Source organism: Robbsia betulipollinis, assembly GCF_026624755.1.
Lineage (GTDB): Bacteria > Pseudomonadota > Gammaproteobacteria > Burkholderiales > Burkholderiaceae > Robbsia > Robbsia betulipollinis.
Genome location: NZ_JAPMXC010000001.1, coordinates 2,444,987 through 2,470,601, shown reverse-complemented (window position 1 = coordinate 2,470,601; position 25,615 = coordinate 2,444,987). Strand labels below are relative to the sequence as shown.

At 67.0% G+C, this 25,615-nt stretch carries 16 protein-coding genes and 1 pseudogene; 4 read left to right on the top strand and 13 right to left on the bottom strand.

Annotation, left to right across the window (positions count from 1 at the left end):
* Window positions 1-19: 19 nt before the first annotated feature.
* Entirely contained in the window at window positions 20-3,649 is a 3,630-nt protein-coding gene (gene dnaE, locus OVY01_RS10785) for a DNA polymerase III subunit alpha (protein ID WP_267847433.1), read from the bottom strand.
* A gap of 377 nt (window positions 3,650-4,026) precedes the next feature.
* On the opposite strand from dnaE, the gene OVY01_RS10780 reads away from it, so the two are divergent.
* On the top strand, window positions 4,027-4,848 hold the full coding sequence (locus OVY01_RS10780; RefSeq protein WP_267847432.1) for a sulfurtransferase: 822 nt from the start codon (window positions 4,027-4,029) through the stop codon (window positions 4,846-4,848).
* The gene (gene gluQRS, locus OVY01_RS10775) at window positions 4,826-5,791 is read left to right on the top strand and encodes a tRNA glutamyl-Q(34) synthetase GluQRS (protein ID WP_267847431.1); all 966 of its coding nucleotides are present in this window, start codon (window positions 4,826-4,828) and stop codon (window positions 5,789-5,791) included. Before OVY01_RS10780 ends, gluQRS begins: the two co-directional genes overlap by 23 nt.
* On the opposite strand, the gene OVY01_RS10770 is transcribed toward gluQRS, so the two are convergent.
* The gene (locus tag OVY01_RS10770; protein ID WP_267847430.1) at window positions 5,746-7,287 is read right to left on the bottom strand and encodes a DEAD/DEAH box helicase; all 1,542 of its coding nucleotides are present in this window, start codon (window positions 7,285-7,287) and stop codon (window positions 5,746-5,748) included. The genes gluQRS and OVY01_RS10770 overlap by 46 nt on opposite strands.
* 559 nt (window positions 7,288-7,846) lie before the next feature.
* On the bottom strand, window positions 7,847-9,166 hold the full coding sequence (gene purT / locus OVY01_RS10765) for a formate-dependent phosphoribosylglycinamide formyltransferase (RefSeq protein ID WP_267847429.1): 1,320 nt from the start codon (window positions 9,164-9,166) through the stop codon (window positions 7,847-7,849).
* A gap of 137 nt (window positions 9,167-9,303) precedes the next feature.
* Between purT and OVY01_RS10760 the strand changes: the two genes are divergently transcribed.
* Window positions 9,304-9,732: a hypothetical protein gene (locus tag OVY01_RS10760; RefSeq protein WP_267847428.1), complete on the top strand. Its 429-nt coding sequence runs from the start codon at window positions 9,304-9,306 to the stop codon at window positions 9,730-9,732.
* 63 nt (window positions 9,733-9,795) lie between these two features.
* On the opposite strand, the gene OVY01_RS10755 is transcribed toward OVY01_RS10760, so the two are convergent.
* From OVY01_RS10755 to OVY01_RS10720, 8 genes are all read right to left on the bottom strand, one after another.
* Window positions 9,796-10,659: a proteasome-type protease gene (locus OVY01_RS10755; RefSeq protein WP_267847427.1), complete on the bottom strand. Its 864-nt coding sequence runs from the start codon at window positions 10,657-10,659 to the stop codon at window positions 9,796-9,798.
* Window positions 10,660-10,793: 134 nt separating this feature from the next.
* Entirely contained in the window at window positions 10,794-11,594 is an 801-nt protein-coding gene (locus OVY01_RS10750) for a transglutaminase family protein (RefSeq protein ID WP_267847426.1), read from the bottom strand.
* Window positions 11,595-11,682: 88 nt separating this feature from the next.
* On the bottom strand, window positions 11,683-12,633 hold the full coding sequence (locus tag OVY01_RS10745; RefSeq protein ID WP_267847425.1) for an alpha-E domain-containing protein: 951 nt from the start codon (window positions 12,631-12,633) through the stop codon (window positions 11,683-11,685).
* 148 nt (window positions 12,634-12,781) lie between these two features.
* Complete coding sequence (locus OVY01_RS10740) at window positions 12,782-14,188, bottom strand: circularly permuted type 2 ATP-grasp protein (protein WP_267847424.1); 1,407 nt, start codon at window positions 14,186-14,188, stop codon at window positions 12,782-12,784.
* A 720-nt stretch (window positions 14,189-14,908) separates the two neighbouring features.
* Complete coding sequence (gene rpoD / locus OVY01_RS10735) at window positions 14,909-17,104, bottom strand: RNA polymerase sigma factor RpoD (RefSeq protein WP_267847746.1); 2,196 nt, start codon at window positions 17,102-17,104, stop codon at window positions 14,909-14,911.
* 290 nt (window positions 17,105-17,394) lie between these two features.
* Entirely contained in the window at window positions 17,395-19,302 is a 1,908-nt protein-coding gene (gene dnaG / locus OVY01_RS10730) for a DNA primase (protein WP_267847423.1), read from the bottom strand.
* A 150-nt stretch (window positions 19,303-19,452) separates the two neighbouring features.
* A complete protein-coding gene (locus OVY01_RS10725) occupies window positions 19,453-19,899 on the bottom strand; it encodes a GatB/YqeY domain-containing protein (protein WP_267847422.1) in 447 nt (148 codons plus the stop codon).
* Window positions 19,900-20,025: 126 nt separating this feature from the next.
* Complete coding sequence (locus tag OVY01_RS10720) at window positions 20,026-21,240, bottom strand: BaiN/RdsA family NAD(P)/FAD-dependent oxidoreductase (protein WP_267847421.1); 1,215 nt, start codon at window positions 21,238-21,240, stop codon at window positions 20,026-20,028.
* Window positions 21,241-21,378: 138 nt separating this feature from the next.
* Here OVY01_RS10720 and tsaD point away from each other — a divergent pair, with 138 nt between their 5' ends.
* Window positions 21,379-22,407 carry a tRNA (adenosine(37)-N6)-threonylcarbamoyltransferase complex transferase subunit TsaD gene (gene tsaD / locus OVY01_RS10715; protein ID WP_267847420.1) on the top strand — a complete coding sequence of 343 codons (1,029 nt, stop codon included), beginning with the start codon at window positions 21,379-21,381 and terminating at the stop codon, window positions 22,405-22,407.
* 256 nt (window positions 22,408-22,663) lie between these two features.
* On the opposite strand, the pseudogene dxs reads toward tsaD, so the two are convergent.
* Together dxs and OVY01_RS10705 are read right to left on the bottom strand one after the other, a co-directional pair.
* Window positions 22,664-24,532 (bottom strand): annotated as a pseudogene (gene dxs / locus OVY01_RS10710) (1-deoxy-D-xylulose-5-phosphate synthase); the annotation flags it as partial.
* A gap of 86 nt (window positions 24,533-24,618) precedes the next feature.
* Window positions 24,619-25,596, bottom strand: a complete 978-nt coding sequence (locus tag OVY01_RS10705) for a polyprenyl synthetase family protein (protein WP_267847745.1) — start codon at window positions 25,594-25,596, stop codon at window positions 24,619-24,621.
* Window positions 25,597-25,615: the final 19 nt, after the last annotated feature.

Genomic DNA, 25,615 nt, shown 5'->3' with positions numbered 1-25,615 from the left:
TTCCTCGCCTCGGTGGAGTTCAATACGAAATCTCTGCGGCGCCGCGCCCGAACACCTCCGAAAGCGCACCGATCAGCTCGTCGCTCGGCTTTACGCACCAGCCGTTGCCGAGCGCCACCTCGGTCGAGGCGTCGGCGCTGCTGTAACGGATCTCTACCCGCAACCCGTTGCGGGCGGGCGCGGCGTCGCGCCCGGCCCCTCTTCCCCTGCCCCCCCGGCCACCGCCGTCCGACGATGCACTGCCCGAAGATGCACCGCCGTAGGGCGCGCCGCCGTAGGGCGCGCCGCCGTAGGGCGCGCCGCCTCCGGCCGGCATATCCTCAAGCGGCGACCGGTATGGCGAAAGCAGTTCGCGCAGCCGCGCGGCGTCGGCGTTGCCGTTGACCGACAGGCGCACCGAGCGCGCGTAGCGGCTGCGCGCGCGCTCCAGATCGAGCACCTGCTCCGCCGTGAAGCGCAGACCGCCGCTGAAACTGTCATAGCGCGCGCTCCCGCCCACCACCAGCAACTCGTCTTCCTTCAGCAATGTCCGGTTCGCTTCGTACAGTTCATTGAAAATGGTGATTTCGCATTGCGCCGAGCCATCGTCGAGCAGTGCGATCACCATCTTGCCACGCTGCGTCATCTGTGTCCGCAGTCCGGTGACGATGCCGGCGACGATCTTGTCGCGGCCTTCCTTCAGATCGCCGATCGTCTGGCGCACGAAACGCCGTACCTCCGTCTTGTAGGCGTCGAACAGGTGACCCGACAGGTAGAACCCCAGCGAGGCCTTTTCCTCCTGCAGGCGCCGCTTGTCGGTCCAGGCCGGTACGGTCAGCAGTTCATGACGGGGCACCTCGCCCCCCAGATCGAACAGTCCCGCCTGGAGCACGTTCGCACTCGCCTGGTCGGCCGCTTCCATGGCCAGCGGCACCGACGCCAGCAGGCGCGCCCGGTCCGGCTCCAGCGAATCGAATGCCCCCGCGCGGATCAACGCCTCGACGGTGCGGCGATTGACGATGCGCCGGTCGATCCGCTCGCAGAAATCGAACAGGTCGTCGAATGGCCGCTCGCTGCGCGCACGCAGGATCTCCTCGATCGCGCCCTGGCCGCTGCCCTTGACCGCGCCGAGCCCGTAGCGGATGGTGCGGGAACGCGGCGGCGATCCGTCCGCCCTGGCTTTGGCATCGGCGGTCCCGGCGACCGGCTCGAAACGGTAGGCGGATGCGTTGACGTCCGGCGGCAACACGGCCAGCCCGTTCGTCAGGCAGTCCTCGAACAGGATCTTCACCTTGTCGGTGTCGTCCATCGCCAGGCTCATGTTGGCCGCCATGAATTCGGCCGGATGGTGCGCCTTGAGCCAGGCAGTGTAGTACGCCAGCAAGGCGTACGCGGCGGCGTGCGACTTGTTGAAGCCGTAGCCCGCGAACTTCTCCATCAGGTCGAAGATCTCGTCGGCTTTCGCCGCGGTCAGACCATTGACCGCGGCGCCCTCGCGGAACAGCGCACGGTGCTCGGCCATTTCCTCGGCCTTCTTCTTGCCCATCGCGCGGCGCAGCAGGTCGGCGCCGCCCAGCGAGTAGCCGCCGATGATCTGCGCCATCTGCATCACCTGCTCCTGGTAGACCATGATGCCATAGGTCTCCTTGAGCACGGTCTCGACGCGCGGGTCCGGATACTCCACCGTCTCGCGCCCGTGTTTGCGCGCGCAAAAGCTGGGAATCAGATCCATCGGGCCCGGCCGGTACAGCGCGACCAGCGCGATGATGTCCTCGAACCGGTCGGGCTGCGCGTCCTTCAGCATTCCCTGCATGCCCCGGCTTTCCAGCTGGAACACGGCCACCGTGTTGGCTTTTTTCAGGATCGAGAACGAGGCGGCATCCGTGAGCGGCACCTCGGCGAGCGACCAGTTTTCCTTCGCCGGGTCCAGACGCCGGATGTAGCGCTCGGCCCAGTCGAGGATCGTCAGCGTGGTCAGGCCCAGGAAGTCGAACTTGACGAGGCCGACGGCCTCCACGTCATCCTTGTCGTACTGGCTGATGACGCCGCCGCCGCCCTCCTCGCCCTGCGTGTACAACGGGCAGAAATCGGTGAGCTTGCCCGGCGCGATCAGCACGCCGCCGGCGTGCATGCCGACGTTGCGGGTCAGCCCCTCGACGCGCTGCGCGAGGTCGAACAGCTGCTTGACCTCGTCCTCGGACTCGTAGCGTTCGGCAAGCTGCGGCTCCTCCTTCATCGCGTCCTCGAGCGTGACGTGCTTGCCCGGCTTGAACGGAATGAGCTTCGCGACGCTGTCGGTAAAGTTGTAACCCAGGTCGAGCACGCGGCCCACGTCGCGCACCGCCGCCTTGGCGGCCATCGTGCCGAAGGTAGCGATCTGCGACACCGCGTCGGCGCCATACTTGCGCTTCACGTACTGGATCACGCGATCCCGGCCTTCCTGGCAGAAGTCGATATCGAAGTCGGGCATCGATACCCGCTCCGGGTTCAGGAAGCGCTCGAACAGCAGGTTGTAGCGCAGCGGATCGAGATCGGTCACGCCCAGCGCGTAGGCGACGAGCGAACCCGCGCCCGAGCCGCGCCCGGGGCCCACCGGCACGCCGTTGCCCTTCGCCCAGTTGATGAAGTCGGCGACGATCAGAAAGTAGCCCGGAAAGCCCATCTTGATGATGGTGTCGGTCTCGAACTCGAGGCGGGCATAGTACGTCTGCCGCTGCGCGTCGCGCGCCTGTTCGTCGGGATAGAGAAAGGCAAGGCGCTTCTCCAGACCGAGCTTGGACTCCGCGACGAGAAAATCGTCCAGCGTGACGCCATCCGGGGTCGGGAACAGCGGCAGGCGCGGCCGGCCCAGTTCGAGCGTCAGATTGCAGCGCTTCGCGATTTCGACGGTGTTCGCCAGCGCCGACGGCAGATCGGCGAACAGCGCCGCCATCTCGTCCTGCGTCTGGAAGAACTGCTTTTCGGTGAAACGCTTGCCGCGGCGCGGGTTGGCGAGCATATCGCCTTCCGAGATGCAGACGCGCGCCTCGTGCGCGGTGTAGTCGTCCGCGGTCATGAACTGCACCGGATGGGTGGCGACCACCGGCAGGCCCAGTTCCGCGGCCAGTGTCGCCGCCTGGCCGACATAGGCGCTTTCGCCGGCCTGCCCGGCGCGCTGCAGTTCGATGTAGAAGCCGTCCGGGAAGATCGCCCGCCAGCGCTCGGCGCACCCCCGTGCCGCGGCACGGTTGCCGGCGGCCAGCGCCAGACCGATATCGCCGCCCTGCGCGCCGGACAACGCCAGCAGCCCCTCGGCGAAACCCTGTTCCAGCCACTCCGCCTGCACTTCCGCGCGGCCCCGGTACTGGTTCGTCAACGACGCGCGCGACAGCAATTCGCACAGGTTCAGGTAACCCTGGCGGTTGCGCACGAGCAGCAGCAGCCGCGACGGCTTGTCGCGATCGGCGGGATTGGTGATCCAGACGTCGCATCCCGCGATCGGCTTGACGCCCGCGCCGCGCGCGCTCTTGTAGAAACGGACCAGGCCGAAGGCATTGCTCAGATCCGTCAGGGCGAGCGCGCCCTGACCGTCCCGGGCGGCCGCCGCGATGGCGTCATCGAGGCGAACGATCCCATCGGCGATCGAGTATTCGGAATGGAGGCGGAGGTGAACGAAACGTGGCTCTGACATACCCGCCATTGTACCTCCCAAGGGCAGGTTTTCGGACTTTTCGAGCGTGCCGGGGCGAACCCGTGACATGACACGCAACGGTTTTTCCGGGCATCGCCCTCGCCGTCCGGCATGGCCGGAAGCGGCGCCTCCGGCGCGCGGCCGCCGCGGGCGCGATGCGCCGATGCGCCACGCGGCCCCGGGACACGGAACCGGCAAGGAACGGCAAGAAATCACGCCCGCGAACCCGTGTGCCGGGTGCCGGGAGCAGTCCCGGGAAACCCGCCAAAGAGACGGCGAAGGGGTACGAAAGGCAACGCGGATGCGGGATAATACGGCTTTGCCACCCCATCCGGCAGGGCCGCCCGCGGGCCGTCTCCGTACCCGTTCCCCGAATCATGCGCATCGTCAATCTTGCTGGTTATCTGTTCGTCTCCCTGGCGCATTGCGCCGCATGGCGCGCCCCGCTCGCCGCCCGCTGCGAGGCCCTGGACCTGCGCGGCACGATTCTGCTGGCGCCCGAGGGCATCAACGCCTTCGTCGCCGGCCCGGAAACGGCCATCCAGGCCTTTCTGACCTATCTGCGCGAGGACCCGCTGTTCGAGGGTCGCTTCACGCCGCTCACCTTCAAGGTCAGCTTCTCGGAGGCGCAGCCTTTCAAACGCATGCGGGTGAAGCTGAAGAAGGAAATCATCACGATGCGGCACCCTGCCATCCGTCCGGAAGCGGGCCGCGCCCCGGCCGTCGCGCCGGCGACGCTGAAGCAATGGCTCGACCAGGGCCACGACGACGACGGGCGCCCGGTGGTATTGCTCGATACCCGCAATGCTTTCGAGGTCGACGTCGGCACGTTCGATGACGCGATCGACTGGCGTCTGGACAAATTCGGCGATTTCCCCGACGCCGTGGCCCGCCACCGCGCGGGTTTCGCAGGCAAGACCGTGGTGTCCTTCTGCACGGGCGGGATCCGTTGCGAGAAAGCGGCGATTCATCTGGCCGAGAAGGGCGTCGAACATGTCTACCAGCTCGACGGCGGAATTCTCGGCTACTTCGAGCACGTGGGCACGGCGCACTATCACGGGGCCTGCTTCGTCTTCGACGAGCGCACGGCGCTGACGCCGTCGCTGGCCCCCGCCGCGGATCCGGCCCGCACGGCGGCGCAGACGGGACATCCCGCACCGGCCCTCACGTCCCGCCATGACGCCCCGACCGCCGGCTAGCGGCTATCGGGGCCGCTTCGCGCCATCGCCCACCGGGCCGCTGCACCAGGGTTCGCTGATCGCGGCGCTGGCCAGCTATCTGGATGCCCGCGCGCATGCCGGACAGTGGCTGGTGCGCATCGAGGATATCGACGGTCCGCGCAGCGTGCCGGGCGCCGCCGAGGACATCCTCGAAACGCTCGCGGCCTATGGAATGTGCTCCGACGCCCCACCGATATGGCAAAGCAACCGGAGCGCCGCGTATCAGGCGGCGTTCGATGCGCTGCTGGCGAGCGGCAGGGTCTACCCGTGCGCGTGCACGCGGCGCGAGATCAACGACGCCCTGTTGCGCACCGACGCGGGCCATGCCCGCCATACGACCCTCGCCTATTCCGGCACCTGCCGTGCCGGGCTGCACGGCCGGCCGGCACGGGCCTGGCGGTTGCGCGTCCCGGCGGATGTCGATGCGGCGGCCGCCGACCAGCCGCCTGCGGACCCGCGCATCCGTTTCCGGGACCGGTGGCAGGGGGACCGGGTGCAGGATCTGGCGCGCGAGGTCGGCGATTTCGCGCTGAAGCGCGCCGACGGCCTATGGGCCTATCAGCTCGCCGTGGTCGTGGACGATGCGTACTCGGGCATTACCGATATCGTGCGGGGCGCGGATCTCCTCGACTCCACCCCCCGGCAGATCTACCTGCAGCGCTGCCTCGGACTGCCGACACCGCGCTACCTCCACGTGCCGGTGCTGACGCGCGCGGATGGCGAGAAACTCAGCAAGCAGCACGGTGCGCAGGCGCTGTCGCGCGCGCCGGAATCGCGCCTGCGCGCGCTCGGCGAGGCCGCGCGCTTCCTCGGCCTCGCGGTGGAGGCACCGGATCAGCCGCGCTTTTTCCGCGATGCGATCGCCGCGTGGCGCGCTCAGGTCGTCTTGCGCGGCATGCCGCCCAGCAACGCCGCGACCTGACGCTTGGGTGCGCGGCGCGGTGCGCCCGATGCGACCTCGGCGGCCGCGTCGCGTTGCGCGCTGGGGGACGGTTCGTACGGTCGCGTGAAAATATCGTCGACGGGCGCCGCCGGCGCGCCGTGGCGCGACCGTCCTTCGCCCGGCCGGTTGAAGCGTGCACTACCGCCCGCCCCGCCCGTCATGCTTGCACCCGTACGCGTCGGGCCGCCGCGCGTCGCGTACGGCCCGCTCGACGACGCGGCGTCGCCCGGACGGCGTTCGCGCGCGGGGCGCGCGTCGCCGCGTTCTTCCCGCCGTTCCCGCGCCACCGGGGTCAACGCCAGCGCTTCACGTTCGAGCGGCCGCTTGATCAGCGCCTCGATATCGGCAAGCAGCTTGACATCCTTCGCGGTGCACAGCGACAACGCGTCGCCCGATGCACCCGCACGGCCGGTGCGGCCGATACGGTGCACGTAGTCCTCGGCGCTGAACGGCAGATCGTAGTTGATCACCGCCGGCAATTCGGCGATGTCCAGACCCCGCGCGGCCACGTCGGTGGCCACCAGCGCCTCGATCTCGCCGCGCTTGAACGCGTCGAGCGCCTGCATCCGCTCATTCTGCGTCTTGTCGCCATGGATGGCGGCGGCGACGACGCCATCGCGTTCGAGCTGGCGCGCCAGCCGGCTCGCGCCCAGCTTGCTGTTGCAGAACACGATGACCTGCTTGAGGCCGCGTCGGCGGATCAGCTCCGTGACCGCGCGCTGTTTGTCCGCGTCGTCGACCTCGAACAGGATCTGGCGCACGTTCGTCGCGGTCGAGTTGCGCTGCGCGACCTCGATCGTCAGCGGCGAACGCAGGTAGGTGGCCGCCAGCTTTTTGATTTCGTTCGAAAACGTCGCCGAGAACAGCAGCGTCTGCCGCGCCTGCGGCAGCAGGTTCAGGATGCGCTGCAGGTCCGGCAGGAAACCCATGTCCAGCATCCGGTCCGCTTCGTCGAGCACCAGCATCTGCACCTGGCCGAGTTGCGTATTGCGTTGCTGGACGTGATCGAGCAGGCGGCCCGGCGTCGCGATCAGCACCTCGACGCCGCGCCGCAATTCCGCTGCCTGCGCGTTCATGTCGACGCCGCCGAACACGACCACGCTGCGCAGCGCGGTGTGTTTCGCATAGGCCGCGACATTCGCCGCGACCTGGTCGGCCAGTTCCCGCGTGGGCGTCAGGATCAGTGCGCGCACCGGGTGCCGCGCCGGCGAGGCGCTATGGCTCGCGAACGGCAGCAGCCGCTGGATGATCGGTAGCGAGAAGCTTGCCGTCTTGCCGGTGCCCGTTTGCGCGGCGCCCATGATGTCGCGCCCGGTCAGCACGACGGGAATCGCCTCGGCCTGAATCGGCGTGGGACGCGTGTAGCCGGAGTCCGCGATGGCGCGCAGGATGTCGGGGTGCAGACCAAACTGATCGAACGATGTCGCCAGCGCGGCAGGCGCCTCGGATGCGGGCGTCGTTTCCGATCGTTGCATCTCATGTGCCGGGGATGGGTCCGCGCCGACCGCGGGGCCTGCGGTGTCCGTCGCTTTCGTTGAAGCCTCGAGGGCGCGATCATAGGCGGCGTCGGAAGCGTTGGAAAATCCTGTCTCGGGCATGAGGAATGAGTTCAAAAGGCCTGGCATCGAGCCAGGCGGCGGACAAACGGTCCGCGCGCACCGCTTGCATCGCGCCCCTTTACGGCGGGCTCGCGACGGGAGCGCGAGGAGGCGGGATGACGGCAACGGGTGATTCGGGGCGGCGTCGAAGAACCGCCTTTCCGGGTGTGCGCCTTGGCCTGCAAAGCGCCACGGTACGGGATCGGAGCTGATGCATCGGCGTCACTCATGTCCGGCATCGGCGTCACTCATGTCCGGCGCCCGTTTCCCTTATGCTTGCGTGGGATGTTTCGCGTCGCCCTGCGTCGGAACGGCTCGACCCGCTCGGGCTGGCGGCGACGGCACGCGCCACCTGCCCGCATTGTAGCATCCGCACTATTCCGGTCTGCGGACGGGACGTCCACATGCGACGAACGGCCCCGCGGCGCCGCTTGCCCTAGACTCCGGCGGGCGATCCCGCGGCGGGCGATCCCGCGGCGGGCGATGCCGCGGCCGCCACTGGCCGCACCAGACTCGCCGCCGCACGCGCCCGCTCCCGCGCCTGCGTGATGTCCGCGCCGGTGGCGAGGGCCACGCCCATGCGCCGTTTGACGAAACTCTCCGGCTTGCCGAACAGACGCAGGTCCGCACACGGTACCGCGAGCGCCTCCGCCACGCCTTCGTAAGCGATGCCCGGCGCGTCCAGACCGCCGTAGATCACCGCCGAGGCGCCGGGTTCGCGCAGCGTCGGATCGACCGGCAGGCCGAGAATCGCGCGGGCGTGCAGTTCGAATTCCGAGTATCGCTGGGTGCACAGCGTCACCAGCCCCGTGTCGTGCGGGCGCGGGCTGACTTCGGAAAACCATACTTCGTCGCCGCGCACGAAGGCTTCGACGCCGAACAGACCGCGCCCGCCCAGCGCCACGGTGACCGCATGCGACAGATCGCGCACGCGCTGCAGCGCTTTTTCCCGCATCGGCTGCGGTTGCCAGGATTCGACATAGTCGCCGTCCACCTGGCGGTGGCCGATCGGCTCGCAGAAAAAGGTCTCGACCGCGCCGGATGCCCCCACCGCGCGTACCGTCAATTGCGTGATCTCGTAATCGAAGTCGACGAACCCCTCGACGATGATGCGCGTTCCAGCCACGCGCCCCCCCGCCATCGCGTGCGACCACGCCGCGTCCAGGTCGGCGGCGGAACGCAATACCGACTGCCCTTTTCCGGAAGAGGACATGACGGGCTTGACCACGCAGGGGTAGCCGATGCCCGCTGCGATCGCCGCTTCGAGAGCGGCACGCGAATCGGCGAACGCATAGGGCGACGTGGGCAGGCCCAGCTCCTCGGCGGCGAGCCGGCGGATGCCCTCGCGGTTCATCGTCAACTGGGTGGCGCGGGCGGTGGGCACGACGCGGCTGATGCCGGCCTGCTCGATCTCGGCGAGGGTATCGGTGGCGATCGCCTCGATTTCCGGCACCACCAGATGCGGGCGTTCCGCCTCGATCAGCGCACGCAGGGCCGCGCCATCGGTCATGTCGATCACGTGGCTGCGGTGCGCCACCTGCTGCGCCGGCGCGTCGGCGTAGCGGTCCACCGCGATCACCTCGACACCGAGCCGCTGCAGCGCGATCACCACCTCCTTGCCCAGCTCGCCGCTGCCCAGCAGCATCACGCGGTACGCGGTGGGACTCGACGGTGTACCGAACGAACAAACGAAAGCGTCATCTTGCGCAGCGACGCGCTGGCGGGCATCGGCAACTGGGGTAGCGGTGTTTTTCATGGCGACGAATGGAGGGCGGACGGGACGATTCGCGATTTTACCCGTACCGCCGGGTATGCGATCTGCTTATAGTGTAGCAATCAGGGCGCGCCTGCCGTGCGCCCGCCCACACCGTCCTTCCAGGCACACCGAATATCATGAAAAATACGCTCGGCAATACGTTCCGCACGACCCCCATCGCCACTGCGCGGCAAACCCCCGGCGCGCGGCGCGCGGCACCGGCGATCATCGCGCTGATGCTGGCGCTGGCGGGCTTCGGCAGTGTCGCCGAAGCGCAGACCGGCCCCATCACGTCGGGCAATTCGGATGGGTCGGGCAGCGGCTCGTCGATATCCGGGGGCGCCTCCGGACAGACGCCGGACGGCCGCAACTCGGCGATGGGCGCGCAGGCCCAGGCCTCGACGCGTACCGTGGTCGAAGGATCGGAAAAACCCACCGCGGAACACCCTGCCAACAATCGGCGCAGCAAGTCCGCCAGCCACAAGTCGACCAAGAAGTCCGAAGGCTCCTCGGGTTTCGAGAAAGGGATGTACGGCACCGGCACCGGCTCGACCGGCAACAAGTAACCGGACGGTACCGCAGACCCCGCAGGCGCTGTCGGCCGTCGATGACGGCCGCGGGGGTCGGCGTTATTGCTGCCGCTGGTTGCGCTGCGCCTCGGCCAGGGTCTGCGCCGGCGACTGTTGCTGCGCGGCGATCTCGTCCGGCGCCAGCGCGCGCGGTAGCGATACCTCCGTATGACGGCCGCGCAACGGCACATCGGACGGGTCCGTCCAGGCGGGATTCGGGATTTCCCCGAAGATCTGCCGCAGGCGCTCGCCCCAGGTCCGGTGGATCATGCGGTAGTACGCATTTTCCTGGTCGAGTACCGCGAAACGCGTTACCTTCAGCGCGTCCCGCTCGTATACGAGCAGGTCCAGCGGCAGCCCTACCGAAAGATTCGAGCGCAACGTCGAATCCATCGAGATCAGCGCGCACTTGGCCGCCTCGTCGAGCGGCGTCGCGGGCGTGATTACCCGGTCGACGATCGGCTTGCCGTATTTCGATTCGCCGATCTGGAAATACGGGCTGACGCGTGTCGACTCGATGAAATTGCCCGCCGAGTAGATCATGAAGAGCCGGGGCGCGAGGCCTTTGATCTGACCACCGAGAATGAAGCTGCAGTTGAAGGTGAGATCGAACTCTTCGAGCGGCCCGGCATCGCGCTGGTGCACCTCGCGCACCGCGTCGCCCACGACGCGCGCCGCTTCGGCCATGTTCGGCGCATTCCACAATGTCGCGCGCCCGCCCTCTCCCGGCTCGCTCAGCAGCTGCACGACCGACTGTGTCAACGAGAGGTTGCCGGCACCCATCAGCACGAGCACGCGGTCGCCCGGCTGCTCGAATACCGACATCTTGCGCGCGGCGCTCACATGGTCCACGCCGGCGTTGGTGCGCGTATCGGACAGAAAGACCAGCCCTTCATCGACGCACATCGCCACGCAATAAGTCATATTTGCAAATCTCAGTGGAAACAGGTGTCATTGTACTGGGTCGTTCGCCGGGGAAACCGGCGAACGTTGCGAACGTTGCATGTCCCGCACGACGTGGCGCGAGCACCGCGACGCCGTGCCGCGGGCATCGATGCCTATTGCAGCGCCTCCACATTGACGAATACCATGACATCGAGTGTCTCTTCCTTGCCACCGACGCGCGTGCCGCGCACCGGCGACGCGGCCTCGTAATCCCGCGCGACTGCCAGCCGGCAGTACTTCTCGCTGGCGAACGCCGTGTGCGTTACGTCGACCGACACCCAGCCGAGTTCGCCCAGCCAGACATCCACCCAGGCATGGCTCGCCGCGTGCGGCACGTCGCCCGGATCGATATAGCCGCTCACATAGCGCGCCGGCACACCGCGCGCGCGGCAGCACGCCAGCATCAGGTGCGCGTGGTCCTGGCACACGCCGTTGCCCAGCGCCAGCGCTTCCGCCGCGCTGCTGGTCACCCGGGTCACGCCCGGCAGGTAATGCACGCGGGATTCGATGCGCTCGGCCAGCGCGATCAGTCCGGCCGGCGACGTCGGCGCGGGCGCGGCGAACGCGAGCTCGTGGATGGCTTCGTCGACCTCGGTCAGCGGCGTCTGCGTCGTGTAGTGCTCGATCGGAATCAGACCCGGGCCTTCGGTCAGCCGCCCATCGTGCAGCGGCGTCGTGTCGATCTCCCCGGAAACGGAAAAGAAGATTTCCTGATGCGCCCGGGTCAGCACCAGCGTGTGCAGAACGTTGCCGTACGCATCCTGGGTGGCATCGAGCTTGCCCGGTGCGTCGACGTGCCAGCGGCGCACCAGTTGCGAGGGGCTGGTCGACGGCGTCAGCCGCAACTGCTGAATCGAATACTGAACCGGCGTCTGGTACCGGTAATGGGTATCGTGTCGGATGGTCAGATGCATGGTCGGGTCCGTTCGGTCCGTGGGTTCCTAAAGGCATACGCGCCAAGGGCGCGCACTATGGCGTGGCGCGCAGCGCGGGTGGCGCGCATCACGCAAGCGGCAACATCAGGTAGGTCCGCATCACCAGCGTTCCCAGTTCATGTACCCGTTCGAGGAACTGCGTCAGATAGTCATGCAGATCCGCCTCGAAAATCTGACCGATATCGGCATACAGCAGCTCGGCGCGCAGCTTGCCGGCGAAACGTTCGCACGGCGTCGACCCCGCGGTGCGCAGTTGCTCGAGCGTGTCGCAGACCTCGACCAGCGAGGCGAGCAGCGAACGCGGCATCTGCGGATTGAGGATCAACAGCTCGACCACGCGCGACGGCGTCACGACATCGCGATAGACCTTGCGGTAGATCTCGAGGGCGGAGACCGAACTCAGGATCGACGTCCAGTAATAGAAATCCTCCAGCTGACGGGTCGAATCGCGCGGGCTGCCGGAGTGCGAGAAGCGTACGTCGAGAATCCGCGCGGTATTGTCGGCGCGTTCGAGGAAGGTGCCCAACTGGCCGAAATAGAACGCGTCGTCCTTGAGCGCGGTGCCCACGGTCACCCCGCGCGAGAGATGCGAGCGGGTCTTCACCCATTCGAACAGGGCTTCCGGGTTCGACCGCAGCTCGCCCGCGCCGAGCCGGTCGACGAAATCGAGCCAAGTGAAGTTGATGGTCTCCCAGCTTTCCGTGGTCAGCGTGCCGCGCACCGCCCGGGCGTTCTCTCGCGCGGCCTGCAGGCAGGCGAAGATGCTCGACGGATTTTCCGGATCGGCGACCATGAATTCGAGCACCCGCTCGTTGGTGGGCGGCTCGCCATAGCGGTCGCGGAATGTCGTTTCGAGTTCCGAGATGCGCAGAATCGAGCGATGCGCATCGGTTTCCTGTTCGGCGGTCTGGGGCAGCAACATGCCCTTGAGATTGATGTCCAGCATGCGCGCGGTATTCTCCGCGCGCTCCATGTAACGCGCCATCCAGAAAAGGTGGTCGGCAGTCCGGCTCAGCATGATGGCGTTCCTTCGAAGCGAGGGCCTGTTCCCCCATGAACCCGGACAACATTACGTGCCGGGTCGGAAATACTGCGCCGGGCGCGTCGCGCAGGGGCGCGGGCGAGTGTGCGGATCGCGACGCCCGCCGCCCTGTCGCGACGTCCGGTCAATCGGCGATCCAGGTATCTTTCGTACCACCGCCTTGCGAGGAATTCACGACCAGAGAGCCCTCCTTGAGCGCGACGCGCGTGAGTCCCCCGGCTGCCAGCGTGACGTCCCGCCCCGACAGCACGAAGGGCCGCAGATCGATATGACGCGGCGCGATGCCCGCGTCGACGAACGTCGGGCACGCGGACAGGGACAGCGTCGGTTGCGAGATATAGCCACTGGGCCGGGCGATCAACCGGGCGCGAAAGTCCTCGATTTCGGCCCGCGTGGACGCGGGTCCCACCAACATCCCGTAGCCGCCCGCGCCATGCACTTCCTTGACGACGAGTTCGGGCAGATGCGCGAGCGTATAAGCCAGGTCCTCGGGCTTGCGGCACTGATACGTGGGAACGTTTTTCAGGATCGGTTCCTCGTCGAGGTAGAAGGCGATCATGTCCGGCACGAAGGGATAGATCGACTTGTCGTCGGCGATGCCGGTGCCCATCGCGTTGGCCAGCGCCACGCGGCCGGCCCGGTAGGCGGTCAACAACCCGGGAACGCCCAGGGCCGAATCCGAGCGGAACGCCAGCGGGTCGAGAAAATCGTCGTCGATACGGCGGTAGATCACGTCCACCCGCTTCGGCCCCTGCGTCGTGCGCATGAACACGTAGTTGTCGTCGACGAAGAGATCCTTGCCTTCGACGAGTTCGACGCCCATTTGCTGGGCGAGAAACGAGTGCTCGAAATACGCGGAGTTGTACATGCCCGGCGTCAGCACCACGACGACCGGATCGTCCGCCCCGTCCGGGGCGACCGAACGCAGCGATTCGAGCAGCAAATCGGGATAATGCGCGACCGGCGCGATCCGGTTCTGGACGAACAGTTCGGGAAACAGACGCATCATCATCTTGCGGTTCTCGAGCATGTACGACACACCCGAAGGGACCCGCAGATTGTCTTCCAGGACGTAGAAGTCGCCATCCTCGCCGGAGCGCACCACATCGACGCCAGCGACGTGCGCATAGACGCCCAGCGGCACATCGACATTCTGCATTTCCGGCCGGTACTGGGCGTTCGTATAGACCTGCTCGGCCGGCACGCGACCGGCGCGGATGATGTTGCCGTCGTGATAGACGTCGTGGATGAACATGTTCAGCGCCCGCACGCGCTGCCGCAATCCGGCCTCGAGCGTGCGCCACTGCTCGCCGGGAATGATGCGCGGAATCAAATCGAATGGAATGAGGCGCTCGGTGCCCAACAAGTCGCCGTTCATCGCGAAGGTGATGCCCACGCGGCGGAACAGTAAATCGGCTTCGGCCCGCTTGCGGGTCACGGAGTCGTCCGGCTGCGCATCGAGCCAGCGTTGAAAGCGCGCATAGTGCGGACGGATCGCATCGCCGTCGCGCATTTCGTCGTAGATCTGCATCGTCTGCGCCCTGTCTTATTTGAATGGCGACGCTTGCGCGTCGCGCCAGTGTTGACGCTTTGTGCTCATGGCCGGACATATCAAGCAAGCCATATGCCCGTCTTGATTCTACGCCGGCTGACACGGGCATCACGCGCGACCAGGAAGGAAAGGCAAGACGGGGGAAGGTTGCTGAATTTTTTGCACCAATAAAGTGCAAAAGAAGGCCTGTCCCGTCCGGATTGGGGCAGGCACACATTCTATGGACGAAAAAAAACCTTCCGGCATCTGCCGGAAGGTTGCATCTGGTGGGCCTCCCGTGAGTCGAACACGGCACCAACGGATTATGCGTACCACTATGCCTTTCGACACCCCTTTCGGGTTTGTGGTCTGGACTGTCTCTTGTCTTTACGACCTACCCGTACAGTCTCTACACCTTCCCGAGCGTGCGCCCGGGCTTGGCTCGGGATTACCACGGCGGACCGGAACGGCACGCGCCAGAGGCTTCCCCGAATTTGAGTAGTTCTACCGGGGAGCAGAGCGAACTTGCTCCCCGGCAACCCATATGGCGGCCCACCATGGCTCCGACGCAGTCGAAGCGGTAGGCGAGCCGCCGATCAAGTCCGCTGCTCTAACCAACATGAGCTAGAGGCCCAGAGGCGCCGATTATCGCACGCCGGTGAAAGCTTTTTCAACTTGTTCGCTGCCCGGCCGCGTCGAAAGCGTTCGGGCGGCGAGCACTCAATTTCCTTCGAGGAAGGACTTGAGCTTGTCCGAACGGCTGGGATGACGCAGCTTGCGCAACGCCTTCGCCTCGATCTGACGAATCCGCTCGCGCGTCACGTCGAACTGCTTGCCGACCTCTTCCAGCGTGTGATCCGAACTCATCTCGATACCGAAGCGCATCCGCAACACTTTCGCCTCGCGCGGCGTCAACGAGTCCAGCACGTCCTTGACGATGTCCCGCATTCCCGAGTGCAGCGCGGCGTCCGACGGCGCGACCGTGTTGCTGTCCTCGATGAAGTCGCCCAGATGGGAATCGTCGTCGTCGCCGATCGGCGTTTCCATCGAGATCGGCTCCTTCGCGATCTTCATGATCTTGCGGATCTTGTCCTCGGGCATCTCCATCTTCTCGGCCAGCGTCGCCGGGTCCGGCTCGAGACCGGTCTCCTGCAGAATCTGCCGGGAAATCCGGTTCATCTTGTTGATCGTCTCGATCATGTGCACCGGAATCCGGATGGTGCGGGCCTGATCGGCGATCGAACGGGTGATGGCCTGACGGATCCACCAGGTCGCGTACGTCGAGAACTTGTAGCCGCGGCGGTATTCGAACTTGTCCACCGCCTTCATCAGCCCGATATTGCCTTCCTGGATCAGATCGAGGAACTGCAATCCGCGATTCGTGTACTTCTTCGCGATCGAAATCACCAGGCGCAGGTTCGCCTCGGTCATTTCGCGCTTGGCCTGACGCGCCTTCAGTTCGCCCGACGCCATCTGGCGGTTGGTTTCCTTCAGGTCGCCCAGCGGCAACACGACGCGCGTCTGCAGGTCGATCAGCTTCTGCTGCTGTTCGCGAATCGCCGGGATGTTGCGCTCGAGCACGGCGCTGTAATCATGCCCTTCGTCGACGACGCTTTGCGCCCAGTCCAGATTCGTCTCGTTGCTCGGAAAGCGCGAGATGAACTCGCTGCGCGACATGCCGCACTTGTCGACCACCGTGTGCAGGATCTGGCGCTCGACGCTGCGCACTTCCTCGACCTGACCGCGCAGTGTGTCGCACAGCCGCTCTACCGTGCGGGCGGTGAAACGGATCGATGTCAGTTCGAGCTGAATCTCTTCCTGCGCGCGCAGGTAGGAGGCCGACTTGTAGCCTTCCTTCTCGTAGGCATCGCGCATCGCCGAGAATTCGGCGCTGATCTTGCTGAACTTGTCGAGCGCGGCCCGCTTCAGCGCTTCGAGCTGGGCGGCGTTCGCCGAGGCCGCGCGCGCGCCTTCGTCTTCCGCCGAATCCTCCTCGTCGCTTTCCTCCTCGTCGTCGGCGGCTTCCAGCTCCTCCGCTTCCTCGGCGGAGAAGCCGTCCGCGTCCTTTTCGTCGGCGGCAGCCTCGGTTTCCGAATCGATCAGACCGTCGACCAGTTCATCGACACGGATCTCGTCGTTCGATACGCGCTCCGCCATCCCGAGGATGTCGGCGATGGTGGTCGGGCAGGCGGAGATCGCCTGCACCATGTACTTCAGACCGTCCTCGATCCGCTTCGCGATCTCGATTTCGCCTTCGCGGGTCAGCAGCTCGACGGTACCCATCTCGCGCATATACATGCGCACCGGGTCCGTCGTGCGGCCGAATTCGGAGTCCACGGTCGAGAGCGCCACCTCGGCCTCTTCCTCGACCTCGTCGTCGCTCGCGGCGGCGGGGGCGTTGTCGTTGAGCAGCAGCGTTTCCGCATCGGGCGCCGTTTCGTAGACACGCACGCCCATGTCGCTGAACGTGCCGATGATGCCCTCGATCGCGTCGGTCTCGACGATGTCGTCCGGCAGATGGTCGTTGATCTCGGAGAACGTCAGGAAACCGCGCTCCTTGCCGAGCACGATCAATGCACGCAGCTTCGCCCGGCGCTCTTCGAGCTCCTCGGCGGTACCCGGCTGCTGCGACGCGAAAGCGTCCTTCAGCAGCGCTTTTTCTTTCGCGCGGCGCTCACGCACCTTCACCACCACGGTCTTCTCGCCCTTGCCCGCGTCTTCCACGGGGGTGACTTCTTCTTCGGAGGAGACTTCGTTCAACGTTTTTTTCATGGAGTTCGCCATAGTGGCCTTATCTAGGACGCGCACATTGCGCAACGTTGCATCGGCCCTGGGTTCCTTGGTTGCACGTGCCGCTGCAATACAGACGGCCGCCGCATGAATCGCCCGTCGCGAATTTCCGGTTTCTGCTGTAATCTTTCGTCGTGAGAGGATTACGCTCGACCGGGCACCGGCGGAACCGAGCCGGTGTCATTCGCCTTCAGGCGTTTTGTTCGCAGGTGCGGGTGCAGCGGGCGGCGCCTGCGACGCCTTCGATGCGCTACGGGGTATCCGCAGCACGCCCTTGGCTTCAAGAGATCCGGCCCTCGGCCCTGGAGATCCCGTCCGACCCGGCATGCGCCCGGCCGTACCAGCAATTGCCCAGCAATCGCAGAAGCACTTACACCCGTTTAAAACCTTAAATTATAGCACCGATAAATCCTGATTTATTGCTTCGCGATGGCGGAATGCTTCAATTCCGCCACCTGACGCGACAGACCGGCCACTTCGAGACTTTGTTCCGGCGTCAGCTTCGCTTGTTTGCACAACTGGTCGAGCCGTTCGCACAGCCCGTCGTACCGCATCTTCGCCAGCGACGCATCGATTTCCTGAAACGCCAGATCCTCCAGCTCCCGGCGATGCTCGGCCATCGTCGCGCCACGCCCACCAGCGTCGGCGCCCTCCTCCGCCATCAACAGGTCACGCACGTTTTCATCGTAGACCAGGATTTCGCGAAAGATTTCCTCATAGGTGGAGACGTTTTCCGAATTTCTCAAGACGTCGGACAACAAACGAAATTCCGCGCGCTCGCCCAGTTCCCGTGCATGGGCCACCACTTCCTCGAACAACGGGCGGTGATGCGCGCATTCGGCGATGACCTGCAACGCCGCCGCGTCCAGGCGCAGCGCCAGTCTAGGGTGCATCACGAGATTGCGCAGCGCCCGCCGTTCGCTACCTGTCACACGTCTTCGTTCGGACACCGGCGCGGCCTGCCTGCGCGGCGCAACCGCCCGCTCGTCCACCGCGCACAGTGCCGCCACCTCGCCGGTCGACACCTTCAGACGGTCGGCGATCTCGTGCAGTATCTGCACGCGCAGCGCGTTCGGCGGCAATGCCTGCAACAACGGTTTCGCATCGAACAGCGCCTTCGCCCGCCCTTCCGGCCGCTCCAGTTCCTTGCCCGCCAGCGCCTCGGCGATCAGGAACTCGGACAGCGGCGTGGCCTGCGCCACGGCCGCGGCGAACGCCTCCGTGCCGCGCTCGCGAATGAAGCTGTCCGGATCGTGCTCGCTCGGCAGGAACAGAAAAGCGATCTCCCGGTTGTCCGCCGCGTGGGGCAGGCTCGCTTCCAGCGCGCGACGCGCGGCGCGCCGTCCGGCCGCATCGCCATCGAAACTGAACACGATGCGTTCGGTCTGCCGCACCAGTTTCTGCACATGCACCGGCGTGCAGGCGGTACCCAGCGTCGCCACCGCGTTCGGAAACCCGAGCTGCGCGAGCGCCACGACGTCCATATAGCCTTCCACCACCAGCGCGAAACCCTGCTCGCGAATCGCCAGGCGGGCCTCGAACAGGCCGTACAACTCGTTGCCCTTGCTAAATAGCGACGTTTCCGGGGAATTCAAATACTTTGGTTCGCCGGAATCGAGAATTCTGCCGCCGAAACCGATCACATGCCCGCGCGCATTGCGGATCGGGAACATCACCCGTTCCCGGAACCGGTCGTAGCGCCGCTCCTTGCCCTGCGCGTCCTGCTTCTCGCTGACGATCACCAGCCCGGTTTCCACCAGCACATCGTCGCGATAATCGTCGAACGCGGTTTCCAGATTCTGCCAGCCGTCGGGCGCGAAACCGAGACCGAAACGCGCGGCGACAGGCCCGGTCAGGCCCCGGCGCTTGAGGTAGGCGATCGCCGTGGGCGACTCGCGCAACTGCCGCCGGTAATAATCGCACGCGGTCTGCATGACATCCACGGCCCGCTTGGTCGCCGCGGCGTGGCCGTCGGCGCGCGGTGCGCCGCCCTCGCCCGCGAACGCGCGCCGGCCCATCTGTCCCGGGCCCGGTTCATGGGGCACCGTGAGACCCGCGCCCTGCGCGAGATCGTTCACGGCTTCGGGAAACGGCAGCCCCGCGTGCTCCATCAGAAAACCGATCGCCGTGCCATGCGCGCCGCAACCGAAGCAGTGATAGAACTGTTTGGTCGGGCTGACGGTGAAAGAAGGGCTTTTCTCGTTATGAAACGGGCACAGGCCGGAAAAATTGGCGCCGGCCTTCTTCAACTGCACGTAGCGGCCGACCACCTCGACGATGTCGACGCGGTCGAGCAGATCCTGGAGAAAGGAGTGAGGTATCACGAGAAACGGCCCGAATGGACTTGAACGGCGGTCGCACGCTCATACTGGCCATACTACTGAAACGGCACGACGCCCGCCCGCTCATCGGCGCGGCGCGTGTCGTGCGACGGGCGGCTCGCCGCGGCCCGCGCCCCGGAAAGGGCGCGACGCCTACCGGCTCAGCGCCGCCTTCACACGCGCGGAGACGCGCGTCATGTCGGCGCGGCCGGCGAGTTCGCCTTTCAGACGGCCCATGACCTTGCCCATGTCCTGCGGGCCGCTGGCCTGCAGCGCGGTCACGGCGGCGCCGACCTGGGCATCGATCTCGGCATCGTCGAGTTGCTGCGGCATATAGCCCGCCAGCACGGCGAGTTCGGCGGTTTCCTTCTGTACCAGATCGTCGCGCCCGGCCGCGCCGAACTGCTCGATCGAATCCCGGCGCTGCTTGATCAGCTTCTCGACGATGGCAGTCACGGCGCCGTCGTCCAGCACGATCCGCTCGTCGACCTCGCGCTGCTTGATGGCGGCCAGCAACAGACGGATCGTACCGAGCCGCTCGCTGTCGCGCGCGCGCATCGCGGTCTTCATGTCTTCGGTAATCTGTTCTTTGAGGCTCATCGGGTGGCAACTCTGAAGGTGATCGGGACGGGTGGCGGCGGTCACTGCCGACGCGAGGATGCGACGCGGCGAAAAACGTGCGATACGGCATGCCCGAAGCAGCGGGATTTTAACACACCGGGCCGTCTATACCGCCTGCCGACTGGCCGCGCGCGCCGCCGCCACGCCCGACGCCCAGGCCCACTGGAAGTTATAGCCGCCAAGCCAGCCGGTCACGTCCACCGCCTCGCCGATGAAATACAGGCCCGGGCAGGATTTCGCCTCCATCGTCGACGACGACAAGGCGCGCGTATCCACGCCGCCGCGCATCACCTCGGCCTTGCGCCAGCCCTCGGTGCCGGCCGGATGCAGGCGCCAGCCATTCAACGCCTGGCCGAGCGCGCGCAGCGTGCGGTCCGGCAGATCGGCAAGCCGGGCGTCGCGCGGCACGCCGGCCACGTCCGCCCAGACACCGGCGAGACGGGCGGGCAGCCAGTCGGCCAGCAGCGTCGCGAGTTGCCGGCGCGACGTGGACTTCGCCGCCAGCAGTTCGGCGCCGGCGTCGCGCCCCGGCAGCAAATCGATATCGATGGGCGCCGGCGCCGTCCAGTAGCTGGAAATCTGCAGCACGCCGGGGCCCGACAGCCCTCTGTGGGTGAGCAGCAGATCCTCGACGAAGGCGCCGCGCTCCCGGCCCGCGCCCGTCTGGATGCCTACCTCGATCGACACCCCGGCCAGTTCGGCGAACGGCGCCCATTCCGCGACGGAAAACGTCAACGGCACCAGCGCCGCGCGCGGCGCGACCACCGGGATATCCCATGCGCGAGCCAGCGCCAGCGCGAAATCGCTGGCGCCGATCTTCGGCACCGGCAACCCGCCGGTCGCGATCACCAGCGCATCGGCGGCGATCGCGCCGGCATCGGTCGACAGCGTGAAGCGCGCCTGCGCGCCGCCACGCGCGATGTCGTGTACCCGCACCGGGTGCCGCCAGCTGACCCGGCCGGCATCGCATTCGGCCTTCAGCACGTGGATCACGGATTCGCTCGACACATCGCAGAACAGCTGGCCGCGGTGCTTTTCGTGCCAGCCCACACGGTACGATTCGAGCAGGCCGATGAAATCCCGCGGGGTATAGCGCGCCAGCGCGGAGCGGCAGAAATGCGGATTCTCGGACAGATAGTGCGCGGGCGCCGCATGCAGATTGGTGAAGTTGCAGCGCCCGCCGCCGGAGATGCGGATCTTTTCGCCGATCTTCGCCGCGTGATCGAGCAGCACGACGCGCCGGCCCGCCTGCCCGGCGACCGCCGCGCACATCATGCCGGCGGCACCGGCGCCGATGACGGCCATATCGAATTTTTCCATCGCGTGATTGTACGCATTGCCCGGGACGGCGGGCGATTCGCGCGGCGCTGTTATACTCGTCGCCTTTGCTGCCGGCGGCATGCATCCGCCGCCCGCCCCAGCGCGTTCTGCCGCTACCTCACTCGCCCCGCCCGCGCCATGCTCGTTCTCGGCATTGAAAGTTCCTGCGACGAAACCGGCCTCGCCCTGTACCGGCAAGGCAGCGGACTGCTGTCACACGCATTGCACTCGCAAATCGACATGCATCGCGAATACGGCGGCGTGGTACCGGAACTCGCGTCCCGGGACCATATCCGGCGCGCGCTGCCGCTGCTCGAAACCGTCCTCGCGGCCGCCGGCGTGCAGGCCGCCGAGATCGACGCGGTGGCCTACACGGCCGGCCCCGGCCTGGCGGGCGCGCTGCTGGTGGGCGCGAGCGTGGCCAACGGTCTGGCCTTCGCCTGGGGCAAGCCGGTGATCGGCATCCATCATCTGGAAGGCCATCTGCTGTCGCCGCTCCTGGCGCAGCGCGCTCCCGCCTTTCCCTTCGTCGCCCTGCTGGTGTCCGGCGGGCATACGCAGTTGATGCGGGTGCAGGACGTCGGCGAATACGAGATCCTGGGCGAGACGCTCGACGACGCCGCCGGCGAAGCGTTCGACAAGACCGCCAAACTGCTGGGGCTCGGCTATCCGGGCGGTCCCGCGGTCTCCGCGCTGGCGGCCCGGGGCCGGCCGGGCGCCGTCGTGCTGCCCCGGCCCATGCTGCATTCCGGCGATCTGGATTTCAGTTTCAGCGGGCTGAAGACCGCGGTGCTGACGCAGGTGCGCCGCCTGGCCGAGCCGCTCGACGAGCAGGCGCGCGCCGACATCGCACGCGCCTTCGTGGACGCCGCAGTGGACGTGCTGGTCGCGAAATCGCTGACCGCCCTGAAACGCACGGGGATGAAACGGCTGGTGGTGGCGGGCGGAGTGGGGGCGAACGCGCAGTTGCGCGCGGCGCTCGATGCCGCCGCGACGCGCCGGGGCTTCGCGGTGTTCTACCCGGAACTGGACTTGTGTACCGATAACGGCGCGATGATCGCGCTCGCCGGCGCGCTGCGCATCGCCCGCTGGCCGGAACAGGCGCGTCACGACTACCGTTTCAGCGTCAGCCCGCGCTGGGAACTGGGCCAGCCGCAGCCGGCCTGATGCGGCATCCCGCCTGAGGCACATCCGGCCTGAGGCACATCCCACCTGAAGCATATCCGGCCTGGAATGCATCCGGGGATGTGGGCAGCACGGCGCCTGCCCGCTTCCGGTCTCAGGCGACGAGCTTGGCGCCGCCGTCTGTCGCGTCCGGCGCTGCCGTCACCGCATGGGAAGGCGGTGCATCGGAAGGCGCGGGGTCTGCGGCCGGTGCGCTCGCGGCCGAAGTGCTGGCGGCCGAGGTGCTGGCGGCTGGCGCGTCGGCGATCGGAAAACGCCGGCGAATCGACGCGGCGATGCCGCTGGCATCGAGCCCGCACTGCGCCAGCAGCTTCGCCGGGTCGCCGTGATCGATGAACGCGTCGGGCAGGCCCAATTGCAGCACCGGCCCGACCCAACCCGAGGCGAGCAGGCTCTCGACGCAGGCGGAACCCGCGCCGCCCATCACGCACCCCTCTTCCACCGTCACCAGCGCGTCGTGCGTGGCCGCCAGATGCGCGAGCAGTTCGGCGTCGACCGGCTTGACGAAACGCATGTTGACGACCGTCGCGTCGAGCGCCGTCCCGGCCTCGAGACTCTGCGCCACCATCGTGCCGTAGGCCAGGATCGCGATGCGCTGCTGGCCCAGGGCGCGCCCCGACTCGCGGCGCACCTCGCCCTTGCCCACCGGCACGCCCGTCATCTGCTTGACGGTCGCCACGCCGGTGCCGGCACCGCGCGGATAGCGCACCGCCGCCGGCGTACCCAGCTGGCTCGCGGTAAACAGCATCTGGCGCGCCTCGTTCTCGTCGGCCGGCACCATCACCGTCATGTTCGGGATGCAGCGCAGGAACGCCATGTCGTACGCGCCGGCATGCGTCGCGCCGTCCGCACCCACCAGTCCCGCGCGATCGATCGCGAACACCACCGGCAGATTCTGCAGCGCCACGTCGTGGATCAACTGGTCGTAGCCGCGTTGCAGGAAGGTCGAATAGATCGCGACGACCGGCAGCAGACCCTCGGTGGCAAGGCCCGCGGCGAAGGTCACCGCGTGCTGCTCGGCGATGCCGACGTCGAAATACCGGTCCGGAAAGCGCTGCTCGAACTCCACCATCCCCGACCCCTCCCGCATCGCGGGCGTGATGCCGACGATGCGCGGATCGAGTTCGGCCATGTCGCACAGCCACTCGCCGAAGACCTGCATGTAGGCCTTCTTGCCGGCCGCCGCGGGCCTGATGCCCTCGGCCGGATTGAACTTTCCGGGGCCGTGATACAGCACCGGGTCCGCCTCGGCCAGCTTGTAGCCCTGCCCCTTGCGCGTGACCACATGCAGGAACTGCGGGCCTTTCAGCGCCTTGATGTTCTGCAACGTCGGGATCAGGGAATCGAGATCGTGACCGTCGATCGGGCCGATATAGTTGAACCCGAACTCCTCGAACATCGTCGCCGGTCCGACCATGCCCTTGGCATGCTCCTCGAAGCGGCGCGCCAGCTCCAGCACCGGCGGGGCGACGCGCAGCACGCGCTCGACGCCCTTGCGGGCGGTCGCGTAGAACTGCCCCGACATCAGGCGCGCCAGATACCGGTTCAGCGCGCCGACGGGCGGCGAGATCGACATGTCGTTGTCGTTCAGGATGACGAGCAGCGGCAGGTCCTCGGACACCCCGCCGTTGTTCAGCGCCTCGAACGCCATGCCGGCCGTCATCGCGCCGTCGCCGATCACGGCGATCGCGGTGCGTGCCTCGCCCTTGATGCGGCTGGCCGCCGCCATGCCGATCGCCGCGGAGATCGACGTGCTCGAATGGGCGGTGCCGAACGTGTCGTATTCCGATTCGGAACGGCGCGGGAATCCCGAAATGCCGCCCCACTGCCGCAACGTGGGCATCGCATCGCGGCGCCCCGTCAGGATCTTGTGCGGGTAGGTCTGGTGGCCCACGTCCCAGACCACCCGGTCATAGGGCGTGTTGAATACGTAGTGCAGGGCGATCGTCAGCTCGACGGTGCCCAGATTGGACGACAGGTGCCCGCCCGTCTGCGATACGCTTTGCAGAATGAATTCCCGCAGTTCGTCCGCGAGCGGGCGCAGGGAGTCGCGATCGAGCTGGCGCAAGGCCGCCGGGTCATCAATGGTTTTCAGCAAATCGTACATGACAATCCAGTATTGAAACCGCCCTCAAGCAGGCGGTCAGCAAGCGCCGCGCGCCGCGCGTTCCGCGGCAGGGCCACACCTGCTTCTTAGTATGCGCGCTCGACGATCAGGTCGGCCAGCTGCGCCAGGCGCAGCGCGCGGGCGCCGAACGACTCGAGCGCCCGATGCGCGTCGTGGCGCAGGCTCTTCGCCAGCGCGCGTGACGCGTCCAGCCCGAGGATCGAAACATAGGTCGGCTTGTCCGCGAGGGCGTCCTTGCCGGCCGTCTTGCCCAGTGTCGCGGAATCCGCGGTCACGTCCAGAATATCGTCCACCACCTGGAAAGCCAGGCCGATCGCATCCGCATACGCGTCGAGCGCGGCACGCTGCGCGTCGGCCACGGGCGTACCGGCTACGGGCGTACCGGCCACGGGCGTACCGGCCACGGGCGTACCGGCCACGGGCGTACCGGCGGGCGCCACTTCCGTGGCCTGCCCCATCGCGCCCGTCAACGCCCCCATGCGCACCGCCGCGCGCAGCAGCGCCCCGGTCTTCAGGCGATGCATCGTTTCCAGCGCCGCGCGATCGAGCTTGAGGCCCACCGAGGCCAGGTCGATCGCCTGACCGCCCGCCATGCCGACCGAGCCGCTCGCCACGGCCAGCTCGCCGACCAGCGCGGCGCGCAACGGCACCGGCAGCACCGGCGCGCACAACGTGACGAACGCCTGCGATTGCAGCGCATCGCCGACCAGCAGACCGGTCGCGTCGTCGTACCGGACGTGCACCGTCGGTTTGCCGCGGCGCAATGCGTCATTGTCCATCGATGGCAGGTCGTCGTGCACCAGTGAATACACGTGGATCATCTCGACCGCGGCGGCGGCGGCGTCGAGCATCCCGGGCGCGGCGCCCAGCGCCTCGCCCGCCGCGTGGCACAGCAGGGGGCGCACCCGCTTGCCGCCCCCCAGCGCCGCGTAGCGCATCGCTTCGTGCAGCCGCGCGGGCGCCTGCCCCGCCGCGGGCAGGTAGTGATCGAGCGCGGCCTCGGTTCGCGCCTGCACGCCCTTCATCCAGTCCGAAAAATCCATCGTCATCGCCGCTCGCCGT

Coding starts and splice junctions, on each gene's coding strand:
- dnaE (WP_267847433.1), bottom strand. CDS start 3,649: ATGTCAGAGCCACGTTTCGTTCACCTCCGCCTCCATTCCGAATACTCG.
- OVY01_RS10780 (WP_267847432.1), top strand. CDS start 4,027: ATGCGCATCGTCAATCTTGCTGGTTATCTGTTCGTCTCCCTGGCGCAT.
- gluQRS (WP_267847431.1), top strand. CDS start 4,826: ATGACGCCCCGACCGCCGGCTAGCGGCTATCGGGGCCGCTTCGCGCCA.
- OVY01_RS10770 (WP_267847430.1), bottom strand. CDS start 7,287: ATGCAACGATCGGAAACGACGCCCGCATCCGAGGCGCCTGCCGCGCTG.
- purT (WP_267847429.1), bottom strand. CDS start 9,166: ATGAAAAACACCGCTACCCCAGTTGCCGATGCCCGCCAGCGCGTCGCT.
- OVY01_RS10760 (WP_267847428.1), top strand. CDS start 9,304: ATGAAAAATACGCTCGGCAATACGTTCCGCACGACCCCCATCGCCACT.
- OVY01_RS10755 (WP_267847427.1), bottom strand. CDS start 10,659: ATGACTTATTGCGTGGCGATGTGCGTCGATGAAGGGCTGGTCTTTCTG.
- OVY01_RS10750 (WP_267847426.1), bottom strand. CDS start 11,594: ATGCATCTGACCATCCGACACGATACCCATTACCGGTACCAGACGCCG.
- OVY01_RS10745 (WP_267847425.1), bottom strand. CDS start 12,633: ATGCTGAGCCGGACTGCCGACCACCTTTTCTGGATGGCGCGTTACATG.
- OVY01_RS10740 (WP_267847424.1), bottom strand. CDS start 14,188: ATGCAGATCTACGACGAAATGCGCGACGGCGATGCGATCCGTCCGCAC.
- OVY01_RS10725 (WP_267847422.1), bottom strand. CDS start 19,899: ATGAGCCTCAAAGAACAGATTACCGAAGACATGAAGACCGCGATGCGC.
- OVY01_RS10720 (WP_267847421.1), bottom strand. CDS start 21,240: ATGGAAAAATTCGATATGGCCGTCATCGGCGCCGGTGCCGCCGGCATG.
- tsaD (WP_267847420.1), top strand. CDS start 21,379: ATGCTCGTTCTCGGCATTGAAAGTTCCTGCGACGAAACCGGCCTCGCC.
- OVY01_RS10705 (WP_267847745.1), bottom strand. CDS start 25,596: ATGGATTTTTCGGACTGGATGAAGGGCGTGCAGGCGCGAACCGAGGCC.